Raw genomic sequence first — 18,275 nt, 5'->3', positions numbered from 1 at the left:
TCTGCACAAAGAACTCGTCCCTTTAAGTGAAAGACCCTTTGAGGAAACCGGCAATCAAAATCGCGATTCCTGTCAAGACAGTACCACCAGCAAGTCCGAACGGTCCACTCGCGTCGGTTGTTGTTTCAGTGATTGGCGAGTCGAATGCAAGCAGCGTGCCGGTCTGGCTGGTGACGTTCTCCCAGGTATACCCCCATAGAACATGGCCAACCGGTTGAGTGTGTGGCTCACCATTCACCACGGACGGCTCCCATGACTCGTGTACGTTCACCTCGAGCGTCCACGCTGCTCCTGTCGAACTATTCGCGAGCGAGCGATGATACGCAGGACCGATGACGAGGTCTTCACCTGGTTCTACATAATTGTCCCACGTCACTTCGGTTCGCAACTCTACCCAGCCGTATTCAGCCTCTGTTACTTCATCTGTATAGTAGTTTGTCGAAACCAATCTTGACTTGTTGGTCACATGTTCCAATGAATCCTCTTCGTCGGCGGTCTGCTGAAATATTCGCTGGACTCGTTGTTGCCCGTCGTACCAGTCAGGATTGAATGATCCATTTCGGGCTGCCTCAGCTTCTGCCTGTGACCGTGCTGGATAGTCAACCCTCACGTTGAACGTTGCAGAGGACGAACCGTCGTCGAACGAATGGACCCATAACCGCCCCCCAACGGCTTCGGACGGTGGTTCCGTCCGGATGGACGAATTATCCGACTGATCCAACTGTGTGGTATGGTCCCCTCCTGATTTTATGGCAGTGACCATTTCTGGAGACTCACCGGGTTGTGTCACACTCGATACTGCTACAGCCGTCCCACTAGCTGCGATCAACAGACTTAGGAGTACTATCCCCAGTATTGCAGTTGTATCTTTCATGTGGGATCGCGGTTTCCGGTATTCATCGTTTGTCTAACGGTTGTAATACTTCTCGGATGTGTATTATCTCTTACCGTTCCCTGAGTTTCCGTTTTTTCGACCCGAACCATTCCCACGACCCTGCCCGTTCCCATTGTTTCCAGAACCTGGCTCGAAGACGGTCACTGATCCTCGACCTCGGAAGAACCCATCCGGTACGCTGCCGATGATCTGGGGCTTAGCATCATCCCACCGATCGTTCCGATAATTCACTCCCGGAATAAATTCACTGTAACGTAGGTTTTTTCGTCGGCTGTTTCGATGGATGGTTCTCGCACGAATCTAAACTGGTCGTCGAATTGGGTCGAAAAGCCGCGAGACAACCCTGCTCGAAGAATAATCCACTGCTGCTCTACTGGCTGCAGTACTTCCGAAAATTCACGCCGCCGCAGTCGCCGAAAGCGCCGCCTCGATGTCGTCGCCGATCTCCTCGATCAGATCTGGTACGGCTGTCTCGACGACGTCGGTCATCCCCTCGCCGTACTCGAAAGGGTTCTCGACCTCGATGGCGAAGATGGTGATCTCGGGCATGGACTGGCCCATCGCCTCGCCGAGCGTCTGGAGCGTCCCGAGTCCGACGTTGTGGGTCGCCAGCCCGCCGGATTCGTCGCTCGGTTCGACCTCGCTGGGGGAGAACTCGTAGTAGTCGCCGGGCGTCCCCCCGTCGGTCTTGATCGCGTCGACGAGGAACACCTGATCGTACCCGCTGAGTTCCTGGATGAGCATGAGGCGGCCGGACGTGTAAGTCTCGACGTCCAGCCGGTCGCCGAAGCGCTCTTCGAGCGCTTCAGTGACTTCCAGGCCGACCACGTCGTCGCGCTTGATGTCGTTTCCGAGGCCGAGTAGCAGTGCGTTCATGATGTGGTGAGTGTGTGCTGTCGCGGGCTGGCGTCAGCGGGTGATCGTCTCGACGGTCTCGCCGTTCTGTTCGAGTTCGAGTTCCAGGGGCATGTCGCCGATCGCGTGTGTCGAACACGACAGACACGGGTCGTAACACCGGATGACGCTCTCCATCTTGTTGAGGATCCCCTCCGGGATCTCGGGGCCGTCGATGAACGTCTCGGCGGCGGAGGTGACACCCTTGTTCATCGCGCCGTTGTTGTGCGTGGTGGCGACGATGAAGTTCGCGTTCTCGACCGTGCCGCCGTCGTCGATGGTGTACTCGTGGATGAGCGTCCCGCGCGGGGCTTCGATGACGCCGACGCCCGTTCCCGCCTTGGGTTTGGTCGGGACGTTCGTGATCCCGTCGTAGACGTCGTCGTCCTCGAGGAGTTCCTGGATGCGCTCGACGCAGTACAGCATCTCGATGAGGCGCGCCCAGTGGTAGTACGTCGAGCGCTCGTGGACCGCCCCGTCGGCGGCGTCCATGAATTCGACCCACTCCTCGCGGGCCTGTGGGGTCGAGATGTCGTCGACGGCGTTCAGCCGCGCGAGCGGCCCGACGCGGTACTGGCCGTCCTCGAAGCCCCGTTCCTTGTAGTAGGGGAACTTGAGATAGCTCCACTCCTTGGAACGCTCGGCGATGACGTCCCGATAGTCGCCGTCGTCGATCTCTTCGAGTCGGTCGCCCGCCTCGTCGACCAGGCGAATGTCCCCGTCGTAGTGTTCGAGGCCACCCTCCTCGGTCACCAGGCCCATGTAGCCCGTCGGGTAGGTGGCATAATCCAGCGTGTCGTCGTCCATCTCCGCGAAGATGTCCTCGAGGAGGTCGATCGTCTCCCGGACGTACCCGGCGAGTGGCTGGCTCTCCTCGAGCAGTTCCTCACCGTCTTTCCGACCGAGCGTGTTCGAGACGCCACCGGCGACCGCGAAGTCGGGGTGGACCTTCTTCTCGCCCAGCGCGGCGATGACATTCTGGCCGAAGCTCCGAAGGTCGATCCCGCGTTCGGCCAGCTGTGGGTTCTCTTCGAGGACCCCCTCGATGTTGCGTTCGGCGGGATCGGCGTCGTAGCCAAGCACCAGGTCGGGACTCGAGAGGTAGAAGAAGCTCAGTGCGTGACTCTGGAGGACCTGGCCCATGTGGAGTAGTTCCCGGAGCTTGTGGGCGCTCTCGGGGACGTCGGCGTCCATGACGTCGTCGGCGGCCTTCGCCGCGGCCAGCTGGTGGCTGACCGGGCAGATGCCACAGATGCGGGCGGTGATTTCGGGCATCTCCCAGATGGGACGGCCCTCGACGAACTCCTCGAAGCCACGGAACTCCGTGACGTGGAACTGTGCGTCCTCGACGCTCCCCTCGTCGTCGAGGTGGATGGTGATCTTGCCGTGCCCCTCGACGCGCGTGACCGGATCGATGACTTCCTTCTTGCTCATTTGTATCTCCTCAGTCGTACTGTAGTTTCTCGCCTTCGATCTCGGGGGTCTCCCCACGAGCCAGCGCTTCGAGGCTCTCCTTCATCACGTCTGCGTCCGGTGGACACCCGGGCACGTAGACGTCGACGTCGATGAACTCGTCGAGCGGTCTGGCCTCCTCGAGGAGTTCCGGAACGCCTTCGTCGTCGCCGAAGGGCACCTCGCTCTCGTCGTCGGCCTCGCCCATGAAGGTCTCTTCTAACATCTCGTCGCGGTCCTGGTAGTTTCGCAGGGACATGATCCCGCGCAGCGCGGCGCAGTCGCCCCAGGCCACGACGGTGTCGCAGTTCTCCCGGAGCTCTTCGGCGACTTCGACGTTTTCCTCGTTGGTGACGACGCCCTCGGCGATGCCGACGTCGGCCTCCGGGACGCCCTTCTCGTCGACGATCATGTGACTCGCGACGATGTCGACGTCCTCGACCAGCTCCACGAGGCCGTGATCGACGTTCAGAAACTCCATGTGACACCCCGAACAGCCGCCCAGACACACCGTCGCGACGGTCGTCCGGTCGTCGTTGCGGGCGTCAGCTTCAGTCTGTGCGCTCATGCGGCCACCTCCTGAAGCGCCGCAATGACGTCGAGATCGGCGTCGACCGCCCCGCGCGGTTCGAGCACGCGATCGACCGGCCGTTGCTCGCCGTCGGCGTCGACGATCGTCCCCTCGCGCTCGAACCAGTCGAGCGCCGGGAGGACCACGTCGGCGATGTCGGTCAGCGCCGACTCGCGGGTCGCCTGGGCGATCACGGTGTCAGCCTGCCGGGCCACCTCGATCGCTCGATCCAGGTCCTCGTCGCGATCGTCGCCGGCCAGCAGGTACGCGACCTCGGCCGGTTCGTCGACGCCGTCGGCCACGACGTCGGCGCGGTTGACACCCCGGTCGAGACTCACGATCTGACTCTCGGTCATCGCCGCCAGCCCGTAGGCATCGACGAGTGCGTCTGCGTCCTCGATCTCGGGGCCGAGCACGACGACGCTCTCTTCGGCGTCCAGGGTGCGGGTCGCGGCCTCGGCCACGCCCGCGATCGGCGACGCGCTGCCGCCGTCGGCCATCGCGCCCGCAGCCTCCGCGGTAGCCTGGGCCAGCGGCGAGCCGACGGTCAGGCTGTCGTCGCTGAAGCGTTTCAGGCGATCCTCCTCGCCGTCGACGGTGACCAGGTCGGCCCCGTCTTTCGCCGCGCGGCGGACGTACGACGCCGCCACGGGGTGACTGTCGACGATCGAGGTATCGTAGACGACGATCCCTTCCGCGTCGAGGATATCTTCGATCGACTCGGCTTGCAGGTCCGCATGGCCGTCGGCGGCCAGTTCCTCGCGGATCGCCGCCTCGGTGGCCCGGCGCTTTGCCCCGGGGATCTCGAGAGCGGCCTCGAGGGTGTCCATCGCCTCCGCGAACGCGTCCAGGGTCTCGGTCGGCAGTCGATCGGAAGCGACCGCGTTGACCGAGTTGGCGTCGGCGAGTTCCGCGCTGGCCGTCTCGATGGCCGTGTCGAGATCGACCGTCTCGCCGTCGACTCGCGGCTCGGTGATCCGCTCCCGACGGTCGTCGAGGAGTTCGAAGCGACCCATCTCACACAGCTGGCCGCCGTCCGCGCCGCCTTCGACGCCTTCGATCTTGACGATCCGGCCGGAGTTGGTGTAGACCGCCAGTTCACAGCCGACCGAACACTCGCTGCAGGTCGTCGTCTCGACCTCGCAGTCCCGCTCGCGGCCCTTGTAGGCGCTGAGCGGGCTGTACAGCGTCCCCGTCGGGCAGGCCTGCACGCAGGCGCCACAGGAGGTACAGGAGGATTCGCCGAGCGGGACGCCCGAATCGGCGATGATCGTCGTCTCGCGGCCGCGATTGCCGAAGTTCAGCGTGTCGTTGGCGACGACTTCCTCGCAGGTCCGGATGCACCGACCGCAGCCGATACACCGGTCGAGATCCATCGTGATGTACTCGCTGGAGGTGTCCGGCTCGATGTCCTTGTACTCGAGTGGGAAGCGATCGCTGTCGAGGCCGGCGCGGTTGAACATGGCCTCGAGTTCGCAGTCGCCCTCCATCTCGCAGTACATGCAGTAGTGGTTCTCCTCGGTGAACATCAGCTCGAGAATCGTCCGGCGCTGCTCCCAGAGGTCCTCGGTGTCGTACTCGATCTCCATGCCGTCGGCGACGGCGGTCGTACAGGCGGTCTCGCGGCGCTCGCCGTCGACGTCGACCAGACACATCCGGCAGGCACCGACGTTCGTCAGGTCGGCGTAGGCACACAGCGTCGGGATGTCGATGCCCACCCGCTCTGCAGCCTCAAGGATCGTCTCGCCCTCGCGTGCCTGTACCTCCTGACCGTCGATGGTCAGGGTGACGCCGTCGTCGATCTCGTCTGGACTTGCTGACTCGCTCATTGTTCAACCCCTCACCTCGATGGTGTCGACCGGACACGCCTCGACGCACTGCCCACAGCCGATACAGGCTGCGGGGTCGATCTCGTGGACCTCGCCCGGTTCGCCCGCGATGGCGTCGACCGGACAGGCGTCGGTACACTGCTGGCAGCCGATGCACTCGTCGGGGATGATCTTGTACGTCCCCGCGTGTTCGCCACTGCCGAGTTCGCAGTCCCCGGCGGGACACTCCTCGTCTTCGACGTGGGCGCGGTACTCGTCCTCGAAGTAATCCAGTGTACTCATCACCGGGTTGGCCGCGGTCTGACCCAGGCCACACAGCGACATCTCCTCCATTGACTCGCCCAGCGACCGGAGTTCGGCGATGACGTCGGGGTCGGCCTCGCCGTCGGTGATCGCCTCGAGCATCTCGAGCATCTGAGTGGTGCCGTACCGACACGGCGGGCACTTCCCGCAGGACTCGTCGACGCTGAAATCGAGGAAGAACCGCGACTGGTCGACCATACAGGTCGACTCGTCCATGACGATCATCCCACCGGAGCCCATCATCGACCCCAGTTCCATCAGCGTCTCGTAGTCGATGGGCGTCTGGGCGTGCTCGCGGGGGATGACACCGCCGGAGGGGCCCCCCGTCTGGACGGCCTTGAACTCGCCGCCGGTGGTCCCGCCCCCGATCTCGAAGACGACCTCCTCCAAGCGGGTGCCCAGGGGTACCTCGACGAGGCCGGTGTTCTCGACGTCGCCGGTGACCGAGAACACCTTCGTCCCGCCGGACTCCTCGGTGCCGATGTCGGCGAACCACTCCGCGCCGTTGCGGACGATTGCGGGCACGTTCGCCCACGTCTCGACGTTGTTGACGTTGGTCGGCTCGGCCCACAGCCCCTCGTCGGCGGGGTACGGTGGCCGTGGCCGGGGCATCCCGCGACCCCCTTCCAGGGAGTTGATCATCGCGGTCTCCTCGCCGCAGACGAACGCCCCCGCGCCCTTCTTGATCTCCAGGTCGAAGTCGAAGCCCTCGCCGAAGATGTCCTGGCCCAGCAGGCCGGCCTTTCGGGCCTGCTCGATGGCGTGCTGGAGGCGCTCGATCGCGAGGGGGTACTCCGCGCGCACGTAGATGTACCCCTTCTCCGCGCCCAGGGCGTACCCCGCGATGGTCATGCCCTCGAGCACCGCATAGGGATCGCTCTCCAGCAGCGTCCGGTCCATGTACGCGCCGGGGTCACCCTCGTCGGCGTTACAGATGAGGTACTTCAGCCCGGCGTCGTTGCCGGCGAGGAACTCCCACTTCATCCCCGTCGGGAAGCCACCGCCACCGCGACCCCGGAGGTTCGATTCCTTGATCTCTTCGATGACTTCCGTCGGCGACCCCTCCGAGAGTGACTCCCAGAGCGCAAAGTAGCCGTCCCGGGCGACGTACTCTTCGAGGCTCTCGGGGTCGACGAGACCGCTGTTGCCCAGCACGACCCGTTGCTGGGACTCGTAAAAGGGGACCTCGTCGATATGTGGGACGCCGTGGTCGTGGTCGCAGTCCTCGGCGTGGCTCCTGGCGGCGAGGGCCCCTTCTTGGGGCAACTTACCGTCTTCGACCGCACTCGCCAGCCGACTCGCGTCGGCCTCGGTGACGTTCTCGTAGATGATCGAGACGCCGTCGGGACGAATGACTTCGACGAGTGGTTCGCGGTCACAGAAGCCCATGCAGCCGGTCTTCTCGACCGTGGCGTCCTCGCTCGGCCCGAGTTCGGCCGACAACAGGCCGTAAACGTCGTCGGCCCCGGCGGCTTTCCCACAGGAGGACATCCCGACGAGGACCTTCGTCTTCTCCGGGTACAACGACTGTTCGCCCTCGGTCTGTAAGTCGGCCAGGTCGTCTTCGGTACGAACGCGACGTGGTTCGGTGAGTACAGTTGACATTCCTAATTCCTCCTATCGGTATTCCTCGATGACCTCGTCGACCTCGTCTGGCTGGACGTCACCGTAGACCTCGTCGCCGACCATAACGGCGACAGCGAGGCTACACGCACCGATACACCGGACGTGGTCGACGGTGAACTGGCCGTCGTCGGTGACCTCTTCGAGGTCGACGTCGAGTTCGTCACAGAAGGCCTCGGAAACCTCGTCGGCCCCCTTTACGTGACAGGCCGTCCCCGTACAGACCTTGATCGTGTGGTCGCCACGGGGCTCCATGTGGAACTGCGAGTAAAACGAGGCCGTCCCGTAGACGTGGGCCATCGACGTCCCGGTGTGTTCGGCGATGAGTTCCATCGTGAACTTCGGCAGGTATCCATACGCCTCCTGGACGTCCTGCAACGCCGGAATGACCCCTTCCTTGGCAGTCGGAACGTCGACGAGGATCTCCCGGACCGTCGCTACCTCCTCGTCACAGACGTCCCCGACCCCGGCGTCGGCCGGAATGACGCCCGAATCAGCCCCAACGTCGGACTCCTCCGACCGCAATGACTGTTTGACGCGGTCTAGCGTTGCCATATGGGTAGTACTTACCGGTACTTCATGTAAAGGAATGTACCGTATTCCCACTGCTTGAAAATATATATGGTAGAATGTGATAGACTGATCACGAATCAACATCTAACGAGCGATTTTGGCCAGTTCGACTATTCACAGCCCGAGAACAAACATATTCGTCGATCGGATCTCAGAGTTGAAGAAAAATCACAAACGAGGTGTCGTCCCAGCGACCGCAATGCAAGCGCAAAAAGCGTTAAGCGGCGTCCACGAGAAAGGGCGCTATGCCGCCGTCTCGTCGAGTTCTCGCGTTAGTCGGTCTGTTCGGTGGGATAGCCGCACTCGCCGTCCTCACATTGTGGAGTGTCTTCGGGACGGTCTTTTTCGCCATCACAGTCGCGTACGTCCTGTATCCGATCCGTCGCCGGCTCGCGGCCAGCGGCGTCGGAGCACGTATCGCTGCCGGCGTGAGCACTGCTGTGGCGTTCGTCGTAGCGCTGGCCGTGCTGGCACCGATCGGGTACGCCGTCTACGCCAGGCGATCGACGTTCTTCGCGATTCTCTCGGACATCCCACAGGAGTTCTCGCTGACAGTCCTCGAGCGGACCTACGCGGTCGACGTCTCGACAGTCTTCGAGACGGCACAGCAGACGGCCGAGGGACTGGCGATCGACGCGGCGAGTGCCGCGCCCGCGCTCGCGTTGAAGTTCTTCCTGTTCGTCCTGCTGGTGTACGCACTCTTACTCAAGCCGACGATGCCCGCACGGGCCCTCCACCGGACTGTCCCCGCCGAGTATCACGACATCCTCGCGGCGTTACACGAACGGCTCCGGGACACGCTCTATGGCATCTATATTCTCCAGGGGGCGACGGGGGCCGGGACGTTCCTCATCGCGCTTCCGGTCTTTTTCGCGCTGGGCTACGACGCGACAGTCACGCTCGCAGTGTTGAGTGGGATCTTGCAGTTCGTGCCGATCATCGGCCCGAGCGTCCTAATCGGCGTTCTGGTGCTCGCCGAAGTGTTCGCCGAGAACGTGACGGGTGCGATCCTCGTCGGCACAGTGGGGCTCGTCTTCATCGCCGGATTGCCGGACGTGCTCATTCGGCCGCGGCTCTCAGAACTCACTGCCGACCTGCCGGGGAGCCTCTACTTCATCGGGTTCACTGGCGGGGTCCTCTCGTTGGGGGCGATCGGCATCATCGCCGGGCCTGTCGTGGTGGCGCTACTCGCGGAGTCCGTCGAGTTGTTGGCCTCTGAACAGCACCCCGACGCCGTGGAGACCACAGAGTCCTGATCGACACCCTGCCAGGACCGACGGCGATCGCTACACCCCCGTCTCGATCGGTTCGCCCGCCGCCGCCCACTCCGTGAGACTCCCCTCGTAGAACGCCACGTCGTCGTAGCCCAGGTGCCGGAGGACGACGTAGGTGTGGCTGATCCGCCGGGCCGTGTTGCAGTAGAGCACGATCCGGGAGTCGAGCGTGATGCCCGCGGATTCGAGGAGCGTCTCGATCTCCTCGCGAGGTTTGAGTCCCCGTGTCTCGTCGTCGACGAGCGTCCGCCAGTCGAGTTGGACGGCTCCCGGGATGTGGCCCTCCTCGTACTCTTCTCGCTCGCGCGTATCGACGATCACCGCGTCGGTATCGATCGCCGCCGCGACGGTTTCGCGACCGACCAGCGGCGACTCGGCCGGTCGCTCGATCTCGTAGTCGGTCCGTGTCACGTCTGGCGACTCGTCGGTCGTCTCCCGTTCGCGTTGCCAGGCGCTGAAGTCACCATCCAGGAGGTGAAGCCGGCCCGGATCGTGACCGTACAACTCGGCGGTCACGAGAAAGCGCGCGGCGAAGACGCCGTGGGTGTCGTCGTAGGCGACAATGTCGTCCGCAGCGGTGATTCCAGCCGCCGAGAGCAAGTCGGCGAAGACGTCCGCGCCGGGGAGCATGCCCGCGTCGCCCTCGCTGGCCCGGAACGAATCGAAGGGGATCGACACCGCATCGGGGAGGTGCCCGATCCCCTCGTACTCCCAGGCATCGCGGACGTCGACGACGTGAACGGCTTCGAGGCGGTCGGCGAGCCACCCCACCGAGACGAAATCTGTCATGGCCGAGTGTTCGCGTGCGTCGGGTTTGAACGTGTGGCCCTCACCCTCGACTGCCAGTGCTCCGAGATGGCGGCAACACCTGCACCATCTGGGTGGCCGGGGCCGCCTCGCACACGACGACGGCGACCCGGTACCCGATTCCGTCAGTCCGGGTGAGATGGCATCGACCGCCAGACGGCAACACCTGCCCCTACGGCCGAGGAGTGGCCGTACCTGCCGTTACGTCAGCGTCTTTATGGGTATCGCCTGTAGAGAGGATTGCATCATGACTGAGTACGCAAACGACGTTCTCGTCTCGGCGGAGTGGGTCGAGAACAACCGTGACGCATTCGAGAGTGACGATCCCGGCCACCGGCTCGTGGAAGTGGACGTGGACACGGAGGCCTACGAGGAAGCCCACGCACCCGGCGCAGTCGGGTTCAACTGGGAGAGCCAGTTGCAGGACCAGACGACGCGGGACATCCTGCGCAAGGACGACTTCGCGGACCTGCTGGGTTCCCATGGCATCAGCGACGAGTCGACGGTCGTCCTCTACGGTGACAACTCCAACTGGTTCGCCGCCTACGCCTACTGGCAGTTCAAGTACTACGGCCACGACGACGTCCGACTCCTCGACGGCGGTCGCGAGTACTGGGTCGAGAACGACTATCCCACGACGGACGAGGTGCCTGACTTCCCGGCTGTCGAGTACGAGGCAAGCGGGCCGCGTGAGTCCATCCGCGCGTATCGCGAAGACGTCGAGAACGCGATCGAGCGCGGCGTCCCGCTCGTCGACGTCCGGAGCCCCGAGGAATACAGCGGTGAGATTCTCGCGCCGCCGGGTCTCCAGGAGACCGCCCAGCGCGGCGGCCACGTCCCGGGTGCCCAGAACATCTCCTGGGCGGCCGTCACGAACGACGACGGCACGTTCAAGGACTTCGACGAGCTGGCAGAGCTCTACGGCGAGTACGGCATCGACGGGGACAGTACGACCGTCGCGTACTGCCGGATCGGCGAGCGCTCCTCGGTCGCCTGGTTCGCTCTGCACGAGTTGCTGGGCTACGAGGACGCCATCAACTACGACGGCTCCTGGACCGAGTGGGGCAACCTCGTCGGGGCACCTGTCGAGACCGGTAGCGGCGACTGACGCGAGTGCCCGCGTCACTGGTTGCAAACCACGAATCGTGTGGTTCCAGTCGGGAACGGAACGAATACTCTTTCCATTCGGGGGACGTGACATCGCGTATGGCCGAAAAATCCGATTTCGGACGAGAGCTCGAATCCCAGACGGACGCGTATCTCGAGCGACTCGACGACTGTCTCGGGTTGCTCCCACAGTTGCTCGAAGAGTACGAGAACGGCGAGGACTACGCGGCGACGGTCGAGCGCATCGGCGACTTGGAGAGCGAGGGCGATACGATGATCCGCTCGATCATCAGCTCGATCACGAACTCGGACCCCGAGGACATGGGGCTGCTCAACACCCGGATCAACTACAACCAGTCGGGACTCATCGAGTTCTACAAGCAGGTCGACTCGCTGGCGAACGTCACCGAACGCATCGCCGACGAGATCGCCATGATGCAGCCGCCGACTGACACCGAGTGCTACCAGGGACTGCGCGAGATGGCCGAACACGTCGCGGACATGACCGAGACTCTGGAGGAGGTCGTCGAACGGTTCGTCCACGGGCTCGGAACGACCAGCGGCTCGGACACCCTCTACGGTGAGATCAAGGCGATCCGGGACATGGAGAGCCGGTGCGATTCGATCAAAAACGACGTCATCCGGACCGCCTTCGCCGACGAGGAGACTGCGGAGGCGCTGATGTACCGCGAACTCGCGATCCTCTTCGACGACCTCGCCAACACGATGGAAGACGTCACCGATCAGATCATCGTCATCGCCAGCGACGAGCCGGGGCTGGTCACCGAGGTCGATCCGAGCGAGGAGTGATCCCGTCGGCGACACCACGACTGTCGGCACGAAGAGCCGCGACCATCGGATTTTATCGTTCAGGAAGAAAAACGGCCAACCGCATGACTGACGACAACCCGCTGGCGGACGCACGCGTTCGCAGGCTGATCGGCCTCTCCGGCGCTGCCGTCCTCGCGGCCGTCGCGATCCTGTTTCTGGAGGGATCACTCCGATGGATCGTCCTCGGCGTCGCCGCCCTCGACGCAATCGTGACCCCCTACATTCTGAAACAGGCAGTCGAGAACGACGACGAGAGCGAAGAGGAGGTCGACGAGTACGGATTCTCGAGGTGACTACCCGAGTCCAGTGGCTCACGCCGACGCGGGTATACGGTGTCGATCTCGAGCGATCTTTCTGCGCAAAAACGGTGGCCAGCCACGCTGCCAGCAACCCTCAGAATACGTGCAGGCCGTGGGCTTCTCGTCCGTGCTCGAGCAGGTCCTCCGTCGTCTCGAAGGACTCACCACAACTGCACGTGTGATACCCCGACTGGGTTTGCTGGCTTGTCGCCATACTCAACAGTGAGAGCCGGATCGTAATAATTGTTTATTAATGTTTGTTACCGATGCACATACGTCGCGGTATGCAAACACAATATTCTGTGGGCAGAGCCGGTCTGTGATATTTAGAAAAAGACCACGATATTCACCCAGAAAATAAGACGATCGTGTGATTCGAATTGCCACCGACGACGGGGAATACGATCGCCGTGTCGAGACGGAAGATGACAGTTCTTATAGCCGACCTCGGCCAATCTCCCGCAATGACAGTCTTCGGAATCGTGGGGCTGCCCGGCAGCGGCAAGAGCGAGGCCGCCGCGGTGGCCCGCGCACTGGACGTGCCGGTCGTCACGATGGGCGACGTGATCCGGGGAGCGTGTCGTGACCGCGGGCTGGACCCGGCGACGCATCACGGCGAGGTCGCCAAAGCGCTGCGCGAGGAGAACGGGCCGGCCGCCATCGCCGTGGCCTCGCTTCCCCACATCGAAGACGCACTCGAAGAACGCGAGCACGTGGTCGTCGACGGTATCCGCTCGGACGTCGAGGTCGAACGCTTCCAGGCAGCTTTCGGCGAGGACTTCCTGCTCGTCAGTGTCGAGGCACCCTTCGAGACGCGGGCGAAGCGACTCGACCTGCGGGGGCGGGACGCCGCGGTCGAGGACGGCGGCGAGAGCCTCGCGGACCGCGACGAGCGCGAACGCGGCTTCGGCATGGGTACGGCGATGGAGATGGCCGACGTCACGATCGAGAACGTCGACAGCCTCGATGACTTCCAGGAACGCATCGAGACGCTGCTGACAGACGGCCCGTCGGCGCTCGCGGCGGACGACCGCGTCGAACTCGTGGAGGGAGACCGATGAGCGAGGGTTTCATCGAGGTGGACGCATGAGCGAGGTCTACAGCGTCGACGTCGAGATCACGGCCCCCGTCTACGATACGGAAGTGACCGACCGGGTCGCCGACGCGATCACGAACGTCTTCCCGAACGCCGACGTCGAGCAGCGACCGGGCGAACTCCACGCCGAGGCCCACGACCTCGAACACTTCTCGGAACTCCTCCACCGGCGGGAGATCCTCGATACGGCCCGGGGCGTGTTCTTCGACAATCTTCAGGGGGATCGGTTCAGCTTCACACTGAAAAAGCAGGCGGCCTTCGAGGGCGTGGTGACGTTCTCGGTGGGCGAACCCGACGAACTCGGCGAGATCCACGTCAGCGTCCGTGTCCAAGAGCCCGACGTAGAGTCGTTCATCGACCATATCGCACCGCCGACCCGGGACGGCCGGCCGGTCGATCCCGAGGGAAGTACCTAAAACTACGTCAATTCACGCCCATATACCACCGTCTCGTTGACAGTGAGTGAACGTCCGATCAAACCGACCGATTCTAAGGCCCCCGGTTCCTGTGTGGAGGTATGCGTATCGCCGTCATCGCGGACGTTCACGCGAACAAAGTGGCACTGGAGGCGGTCGCGGGGGACATGCCCGAGGTCGACGGGATCGTCTGTGCGGGGGACGTCGTCGGGTACAACCCCTGGCCCGAGTTCTGCGTCGACTGGGTCCGGGAGCGCGACGTGCCGACCGTCCAGGGCAACCACGACCGGGCAGTCGCCACGGGGGCGTATTCCGGCTTCAACAAACTGGCCGAGGCCGGCGTCGAGTACACCCGCGAACAGCTCTCCGAGACGGACCGCGAGTGGCTCGGGGACCTGCCGACCGAGCGCACGCTCTTCGACGGTCGCCTCAAGGTCGTCCACGGCCATCCCGACGATCCCGATCACTACACCCGTCCCTCGGAGTTCAGCCCCGGGCTCCTCGGCGAAGAGGACGTCCTGGTGCTGGGCCACACCCACGTCCAGAGTCACGAGAAGTACGGCGACGGGATCGTCCTGAACCCGGGCAGCGTCGGTCAGCCGCGCGACCGGGATCCGGGCGCGGCCTACGCCCTACTCGATCTCGACGCGATGACCGTCGAGCAGCGCCGCGTGCGCTACGACGTCGGCGCGGTGATGGACGCCGTCGACGAGGCGGGCCTCCCGCGGCGGATCGGCACCCGACTGTCGCGCGGGCAGTGACGGCTTCGACGGGAGCGGTGACGTTATTCGTCGGCGACGGCCGCTGCCGTCCGCTTGCCGCCGGCGATCCGCCCGACGATCCCGGCCCGACTCATGAAACTCGCACAGATCTCGATCCCGTCCGGGAGCGCGAGGTCGTCGAGTGCGGCCCACGAGCGGTCGTAGGCCGGCATGCCGGGCCGGAGGACGGCCGCGTCGAGCACCGTCGCCGCCGCGCCGGTGACCGTCTCGAACTCCTCGGCCGCTCGCCGTCCGATGACCGCGGGATCGGCATCCAGGAACTCCGAATCGCCGCTGCCGACGTAGGACGTGAACACGCCGTCGCGGCCGAGCATACTGTGGTTCCAGGTGCTGCCGTCCGTCTTGAAGCCGTCGTCGATGATGTGAAAGCCGTGGCCCGTCCCGTCGAACGCCGAGTGGAGATGAACGACGCCGATCGGGTTGTAGGCGAACTGGCTGACTGTTTCGGCGGCCTCGGGATCGCTATCTTCGAGCAGCGCGGCCGTCGTCGGGCCTGGCGTGGTGAACACCACGGTCTCGGCCCGCTCGGTCCCGTCCGCTGTGTTGACGAGGTACTCGTCACCGTCCGGTTCGACCCCGGTCACGGGCGTCTCGAGGTCGACCGATTCCGCGTGGGCCTCGTACATCGCTTCCGGGAGGCGCTGGAGACCGTCCTCGAAGGAGACGATCGGCGGCGTCTCGACGCCTTCAAGCAACTTCTTCACCATGAAAACCAGCAGGCTGCCCTCGACGCCGAAGCGATCGAGCGCCTTGCCAAGCGAGTACTCGACGTACATGTCGTCGGCGTCGGTGCCGTAGAGACCGCTGTAGAGCGGCCCCGCGAAGCGCGTGGCGACCTCGCTTCCGAACTTCCGCGTGAGGTAGGCCCCGACAGTTTCGTCCGGCTTCGCCCCGCCGGTCAGCGGTTCGAGCAGGACGCGGGCTTTCCCGGGCCACGAGAGGAGATCCGTCGTGATCGCGTCCCGCACCGACAGCGGCATCCGACGGAGCTTCCCGTCGTAGTAGGCAAAGAGGGGCTGGTCGTCGTCGCCGACGAGCAACTCGTCGCCGAGATCCAGCGTCTCGACCAGCGATTCGACGGGTTTCGAGAGGCGGAGTCGCTGCGGTCCCCGTTCGAGGACGTGACCGTCGACGGTCGTCGACCGGACGATGCCGCCCGGCTGGGCCGACGCCTCGAACGTTTTGACGTCGGCTCCCTTCTGTGCGAGGAAGTGCGTCGTCGAGAGTCCGGACATTCCGGCCCCGATGACGGCGACCGTCATCGGTTCACCTCGGGGGTCTCCGGCGACGACAGCGTCCGCATGGATTCGTCGATCATACCTCCGGACTACACGTTGCTCGTATTAATTCCCACTGGAAGGCTCCGGATCGGCGTTCTCACCCACGGTGGTCGAGTGGCTCGACCAACTGCCAGACGTCTGCCTCGGGATCGAGCCGATGGGGTTCTGCACCTCGGTCCGTCAGGATACCCGCGTGATAGAGCATCGCTTTCAGTTGGAAGACCGTCGGTGCGTGATAGACGTTCCCGTCTCTCAGTGCTGACTCTCTGAGCTCCCCATCCTCGTTGAGGACGCGCGAGCGGGCCGCATCGCTCCCGCGGACGAACAGTTCGACGGTGAACGTCGGATGGTGGACGTGGAGCCAGGTGACCAGCTCGACGAGCGACGGTTCGGGGATGCCGTCGTCGTGCATCGTCTGGAGCTCGGAGACGATGAGTTTCGTGGCCGGATACGACCACAGCACTCGTCTGGTGAGTTGGCCCCACTCTGGAGCCAGTTCGGAGAATCGCGTCCGTGACCCCTGCCAGGCCTCGAACGCCGCGAGCGCGTCCGCGACGGTCCCGTATCGGTGGCGGGCGAACCGCACCACCTCGCTGCCCAGCGGAGTGAGCGTGGTGCCGTCGGGATCCGCGTCGACGAGCCCCAGGAACGCCGCGCCCTGTCTGGCCCCGTCCGTGGCGCTGACGACGTGTTTCGCGAGCACTTCGTCGGTCGGATCTGGATGATACAGCGCGAGCGGGTAGGCGAGGTAGTTCTTCGGGTGGTTGAGACTGAAGGACTTCTCGGCGACGCCCTGGGCCGTCGCCTGGAATCGGATCGCCGACGCCGCCTCGACCGTTCGATTGCCGACGACGCGGGGGACTTCGAGTGCATCGACCGTCCCACCGGCGTCGACACCCAGGACGCCGACGTTGAGTTCGCGCGCGAGCGTCTGGGCAGAGTTGGAGATCGCCGGCTTCGGGGCGGCGACGTACGCCGCGTTCGCCTCGTTGAGTCGATCGTACGCCTGGACGACCCCCCGCTCGACGTCGACCGTCCGGTCGCCCGTGTAGCCCTTCGCCTCGAGTGCGACCAGCGGCGGGTCGTCGCCGAAGCGCTCGACGGCGAGTAACGCTGATTCGAGCCGTCGCACGCCGAGCAGGTCGGGATACCCCGAGCCGACCTGGACGTGATTGAAAGGGGCCAGTTGCTCACGGACGGCCGGCTCGATGGGTTCGCCGGCGAGCCACTCCTCGCTGGCGAACTGCGTGTCCACGACCGCGTATGTGTCCGCTGCCGTCGGCTCGGGAAACAGCCGCTGTTTCGCGTGGGCGAGCACCCGGGGCTCGGACAGCAACGCCTTCGTGGCCATACACTCTCCAACGTGAAACGGCGTCAAGAACCTTCGGCCGGCGGCTCCCAGAAGACCTGTCCGGCCGGCCGGTGGCTCGCGTCCGGCGGTTCCCCGGAGTCCTGTCGGGTCGACCGGTGGCTCGCGTCCGGCGGCTCGGTCCGCACGCGATTAGGTGCGAATCGATCCGACGGTGACGAACAGCGCCATCGCGACCGACACGATCGCGACGCCCCACCCGCTCGCGATGACCATCCCTTCAGTCAGGGCGGGGAACTGTTCGACGATCGAAACGAAGACCTGGACGTCGAGGACGACGATCACGACCGCACCCACCACGTCGAAAACGAGGTCGATCGCCGTATCGCGCCAGCCGTAGTGGACGAGGACCGGATCGACGTCGAGCCGATCGGCGACGTCGCGGGCCACGAGCTCGATCAGCTCCCAGAAGACGCCGATAGCAAACGTCGTGGCGACGGTTATCGCACCGACGCCCACTACTGGTGTGCGCGCTGGTACGGACGGGACGGCGACGAGCAACGCGGCGTAGAAAAACGCCGCGACGAGCGCTGCCGAGATGGTATGCGTGAGGTGATCCCACCACCACGTCGAGTCGTACAGTCCGAGCATGCCGATCGAGTGGAGGAATCCGGCGACGCCGAGCCAGACTGCGAGCAGCGGGTCGAGGGCGAGTGGCTCGCCCACTGCACGAAAGCCGAGTTCCAGGGCCGTCGGGACCACGGCGAGTGCGAGCGACGCCAGGGCGTTGACGGCGGCCGGGACGTTTCGACGGCGGACGGCGACGACCAGCAGTCCGAGGATCGCCCCCTGGAGCGAGAGTGCGAGGAAGGTGAGGAAATCGAACACCGTAGCTCAGCCCAGTACGTCGATGATAACTCCCGGTAACCCCATG

18 protein-coding genes are annotated in these 18,275 nt (G+C 64.3%); 7 read left to right on the top strand and 11 right to left on the bottom strand.

Annotated elements, in window-relative coordinates; genetic code table 11:
• Window positions 1-22: 22 nt before the first annotated feature.
• From HTIA_RS16370 to HTIA_RS09315, 7 genes are all read right to left on the bottom strand, one after another.
• Window positions 23-763, bottom strand: a complete 741-nt coding sequence (locus tag HTIA_RS16370) for a hypothetical protein (protein WP_158413124.1) — start codon at window positions 761-763, stop codon at window positions 23-25.
• Window positions 764-1,291: 528 nt separating this feature from the next.
• Complete coding sequence (locus HTIA_RS09340; protein ID WP_008526413.1) at window positions 1,292-1,771, bottom strand: hydrogenase maturation protease; 480 nt, start codon at window positions 1,769-1,771, stop codon at window positions 1,292-1,294.
• 33 nt (window positions 1,772-1,804) lie between these two features.
• Entirely contained in the window at window positions 1,805-3,223 is a 1,419-nt protein-coding gene (locus tag HTIA_RS09335) for a Ni/Fe hydrogenase subunit alpha (protein ID WP_008526412.1), read from the bottom strand.
• 10 nt (window positions 3,224-3,233) lie between these two features.
• Entirely contained in the window at window positions 3,234-3,809 is a 576-nt protein-coding gene (locus HTIA_RS09330) for an NADH-quinone oxidoreductase subunit B family protein (RefSeq protein WP_008526411.1), read from the bottom strand.
• On the bottom strand, window positions 3,806-5,641 hold the full coding sequence (locus HTIA_RS09325; RefSeq protein WP_008526410.1) for a 2Fe-2S iron-sulfur cluster-binding protein: 1,836 nt from the start codon (window positions 5,639-5,641) through the stop codon (window positions 3,806-3,808). Before HTIA_RS09325 ends, HTIA_RS09330 begins: the two co-directional genes overlap by 4 nt.
• Before the next feature lie 3 nt (window positions 5,642-5,644).
• Window positions 5,645-7,549 carry an NADH-quinone oxidoreductase subunit NuoF gene (locus HTIA_RS09320; protein WP_008526409.1) on the bottom strand — a complete coding sequence of 635 codons (1,905 nt, stop codon included), beginning with the start codon at window positions 7,547-7,549 and terminating at the stop codon, window positions 5,645-5,647.
• A gap of 12 nt (window positions 7,550-7,561) precedes the next feature.
• Window positions 7,562-8,122: an NADH-quinone oxidoreductase subunit NuoE family protein gene (locus HTIA_RS09315; RefSeq protein WP_008526408.1), complete on the bottom strand. Its 561-nt coding sequence runs from the start codon at window positions 8,120-8,122 to the stop codon at window positions 7,562-7,564.
• A 263-nt stretch (window positions 8,123-8,385) separates the two neighbouring features.
• Here HTIA_RS09315 and HTIA_RS09310 point away from each other — a divergent pair, with 263 nt between their 5' ends.
• Window positions 8,386-9,396: an AI-2E family transporter gene (locus HTIA_RS09310; protein ID WP_008526407.1), complete on the top strand. Its 1,011-nt coding sequence runs from the start codon at window positions 8,386-8,388 to the stop codon at window positions 9,394-9,396.
• A gap of 30 nt (window positions 9,397-9,426) precedes the next feature.
• Here HTIA_RS09310 and HTIA_RS09305 read toward each other — a convergent pair whose 3' ends face one another.
• Entirely contained in the window at window positions 9,427-10,203 is a 777-nt protein-coding gene (locus HTIA_RS09305) for a sulfurtransferase (RefSeq protein ID WP_008526406.1), read from the bottom strand.
• 265 nt (window positions 10,204-10,468) lie between these two features.
• Here HTIA_RS09305 and HTIA_RS09300 point away from each other — a divergent pair, with 265 nt between their 5' ends.
• The 6 genes from HTIA_RS09300 to HTIA_RS09275 all read left to right on the top strand — a co-directional run bounded on the left by HTIA_RS09300 (window position 10,469) and on the right by HTIA_RS09275 (window position 14,731).
• Entirely contained in the window at window positions 10,469-11,329 is an 861-nt protein-coding gene (locus HTIA_RS09300; protein ID WP_008526403.1) for a sulfurtransferase, read from the top strand.
• Window positions 11,330-11,427: 98 nt separating this feature from the next.
• On the top strand, window positions 11,428-12,138 hold the full coding sequence (locus tag HTIA_RS09295) for a DUF47 domain-containing protein (RefSeq protein ID WP_008526402.1): 711 nt from the start codon (window positions 11,428-11,430) through the stop codon (window positions 12,136-12,138).
• An 83-nt stretch (window positions 12,139-12,221) separates the two neighbouring features.
• Entirely contained in the window at window positions 12,222-12,452 is a 231-nt protein-coding gene (locus tag HTIA_RS09290; RefSeq protein ID WP_008526400.1) for a hypothetical protein, read from the top strand.
• 470 nt (window positions 12,453-12,922) lie between these two features.
• Entirely contained in the window at window positions 12,923-13,519 is a 597-nt protein-coding gene (locus HTIA_RS09285) for an AAA family ATPase (protein WP_008526398.1), read from the top strand.
• A 25-nt stretch (window positions 13,520-13,544) separates the two neighbouring features.
• Window positions 13,545-13,970 (top strand): RNA-binding domain-containing protein, encoded by a 426-nt coding sequence (locus tag HTIA_RS09280; RefSeq protein WP_008526397.1) that lies wholly within the window; start codon window positions 13,545-13,547, stop codon window positions 13,968-13,970.
• A gap of 101 nt (window positions 13,971-14,071) precedes the next feature.
• On the top strand, window positions 14,072-14,731 hold the full coding sequence (locus tag HTIA_RS09275; RefSeq protein ID WP_008526396.1) for a metallophosphoesterase family protein: 660 nt from the start codon (window positions 14,072-14,074) through the stop codon (window positions 14,729-14,731).
• Between the two features lie 23 nt (window positions 14,732-14,754).
• Here HTIA_RS09275 and hemG read toward each other — a convergent pair whose 3' ends face one another.
• The 3 genes from hemG to HTIA_RS09260 form a co-directional block, all read right to left on the bottom strand.
• The gene (gene hemG, locus HTIA_RS09270; RefSeq protein ID WP_008526395.1) at window positions 14,755-16,014 is read right to left on the bottom strand and encodes a protoporphyrinogen oxidase; all 1,260 of its coding nucleotides are present in this window, start codon (window positions 16,012-16,014) and stop codon (window positions 14,755-14,757) included.
• A gap of 115 nt (window positions 16,015-16,129) precedes the next feature.
• Entirely contained in the window at window positions 16,130-17,383 is a 1,254-nt protein-coding gene (locus HTIA_RS09265; RefSeq protein WP_044950772.1) for a hypothetical protein, read from the bottom strand.
• A 150-nt stretch (window positions 17,384-17,533) separates the two neighbouring features.
• Window positions 17,534-18,229: a hypothetical protein gene (locus HTIA_RS09260; RefSeq protein ID WP_008526393.1), complete on the bottom strand. Its 696-nt coding sequence runs from the start codon at window positions 18,227-18,229 to the stop codon at window positions 17,534-17,536.
• Window positions 18,230-18,275 lie beyond the last annotated feature (46 nt).

It is taken from the genome of Halorhabdus tiamatea SARL4B (assembly GCF_000470655.1).
In the GTDB taxonomy this organism is placed as follows: Archaea; Halobacteriota; Halobacteria; order Halobacteriales; family Haloarculaceae; genus Halorhabdus; species Halorhabdus tiamatea.
Note: the sequence above shows the minus strand (reverse complement) of the source record. Positions and strands in the feature narration are given on the sequence as shown.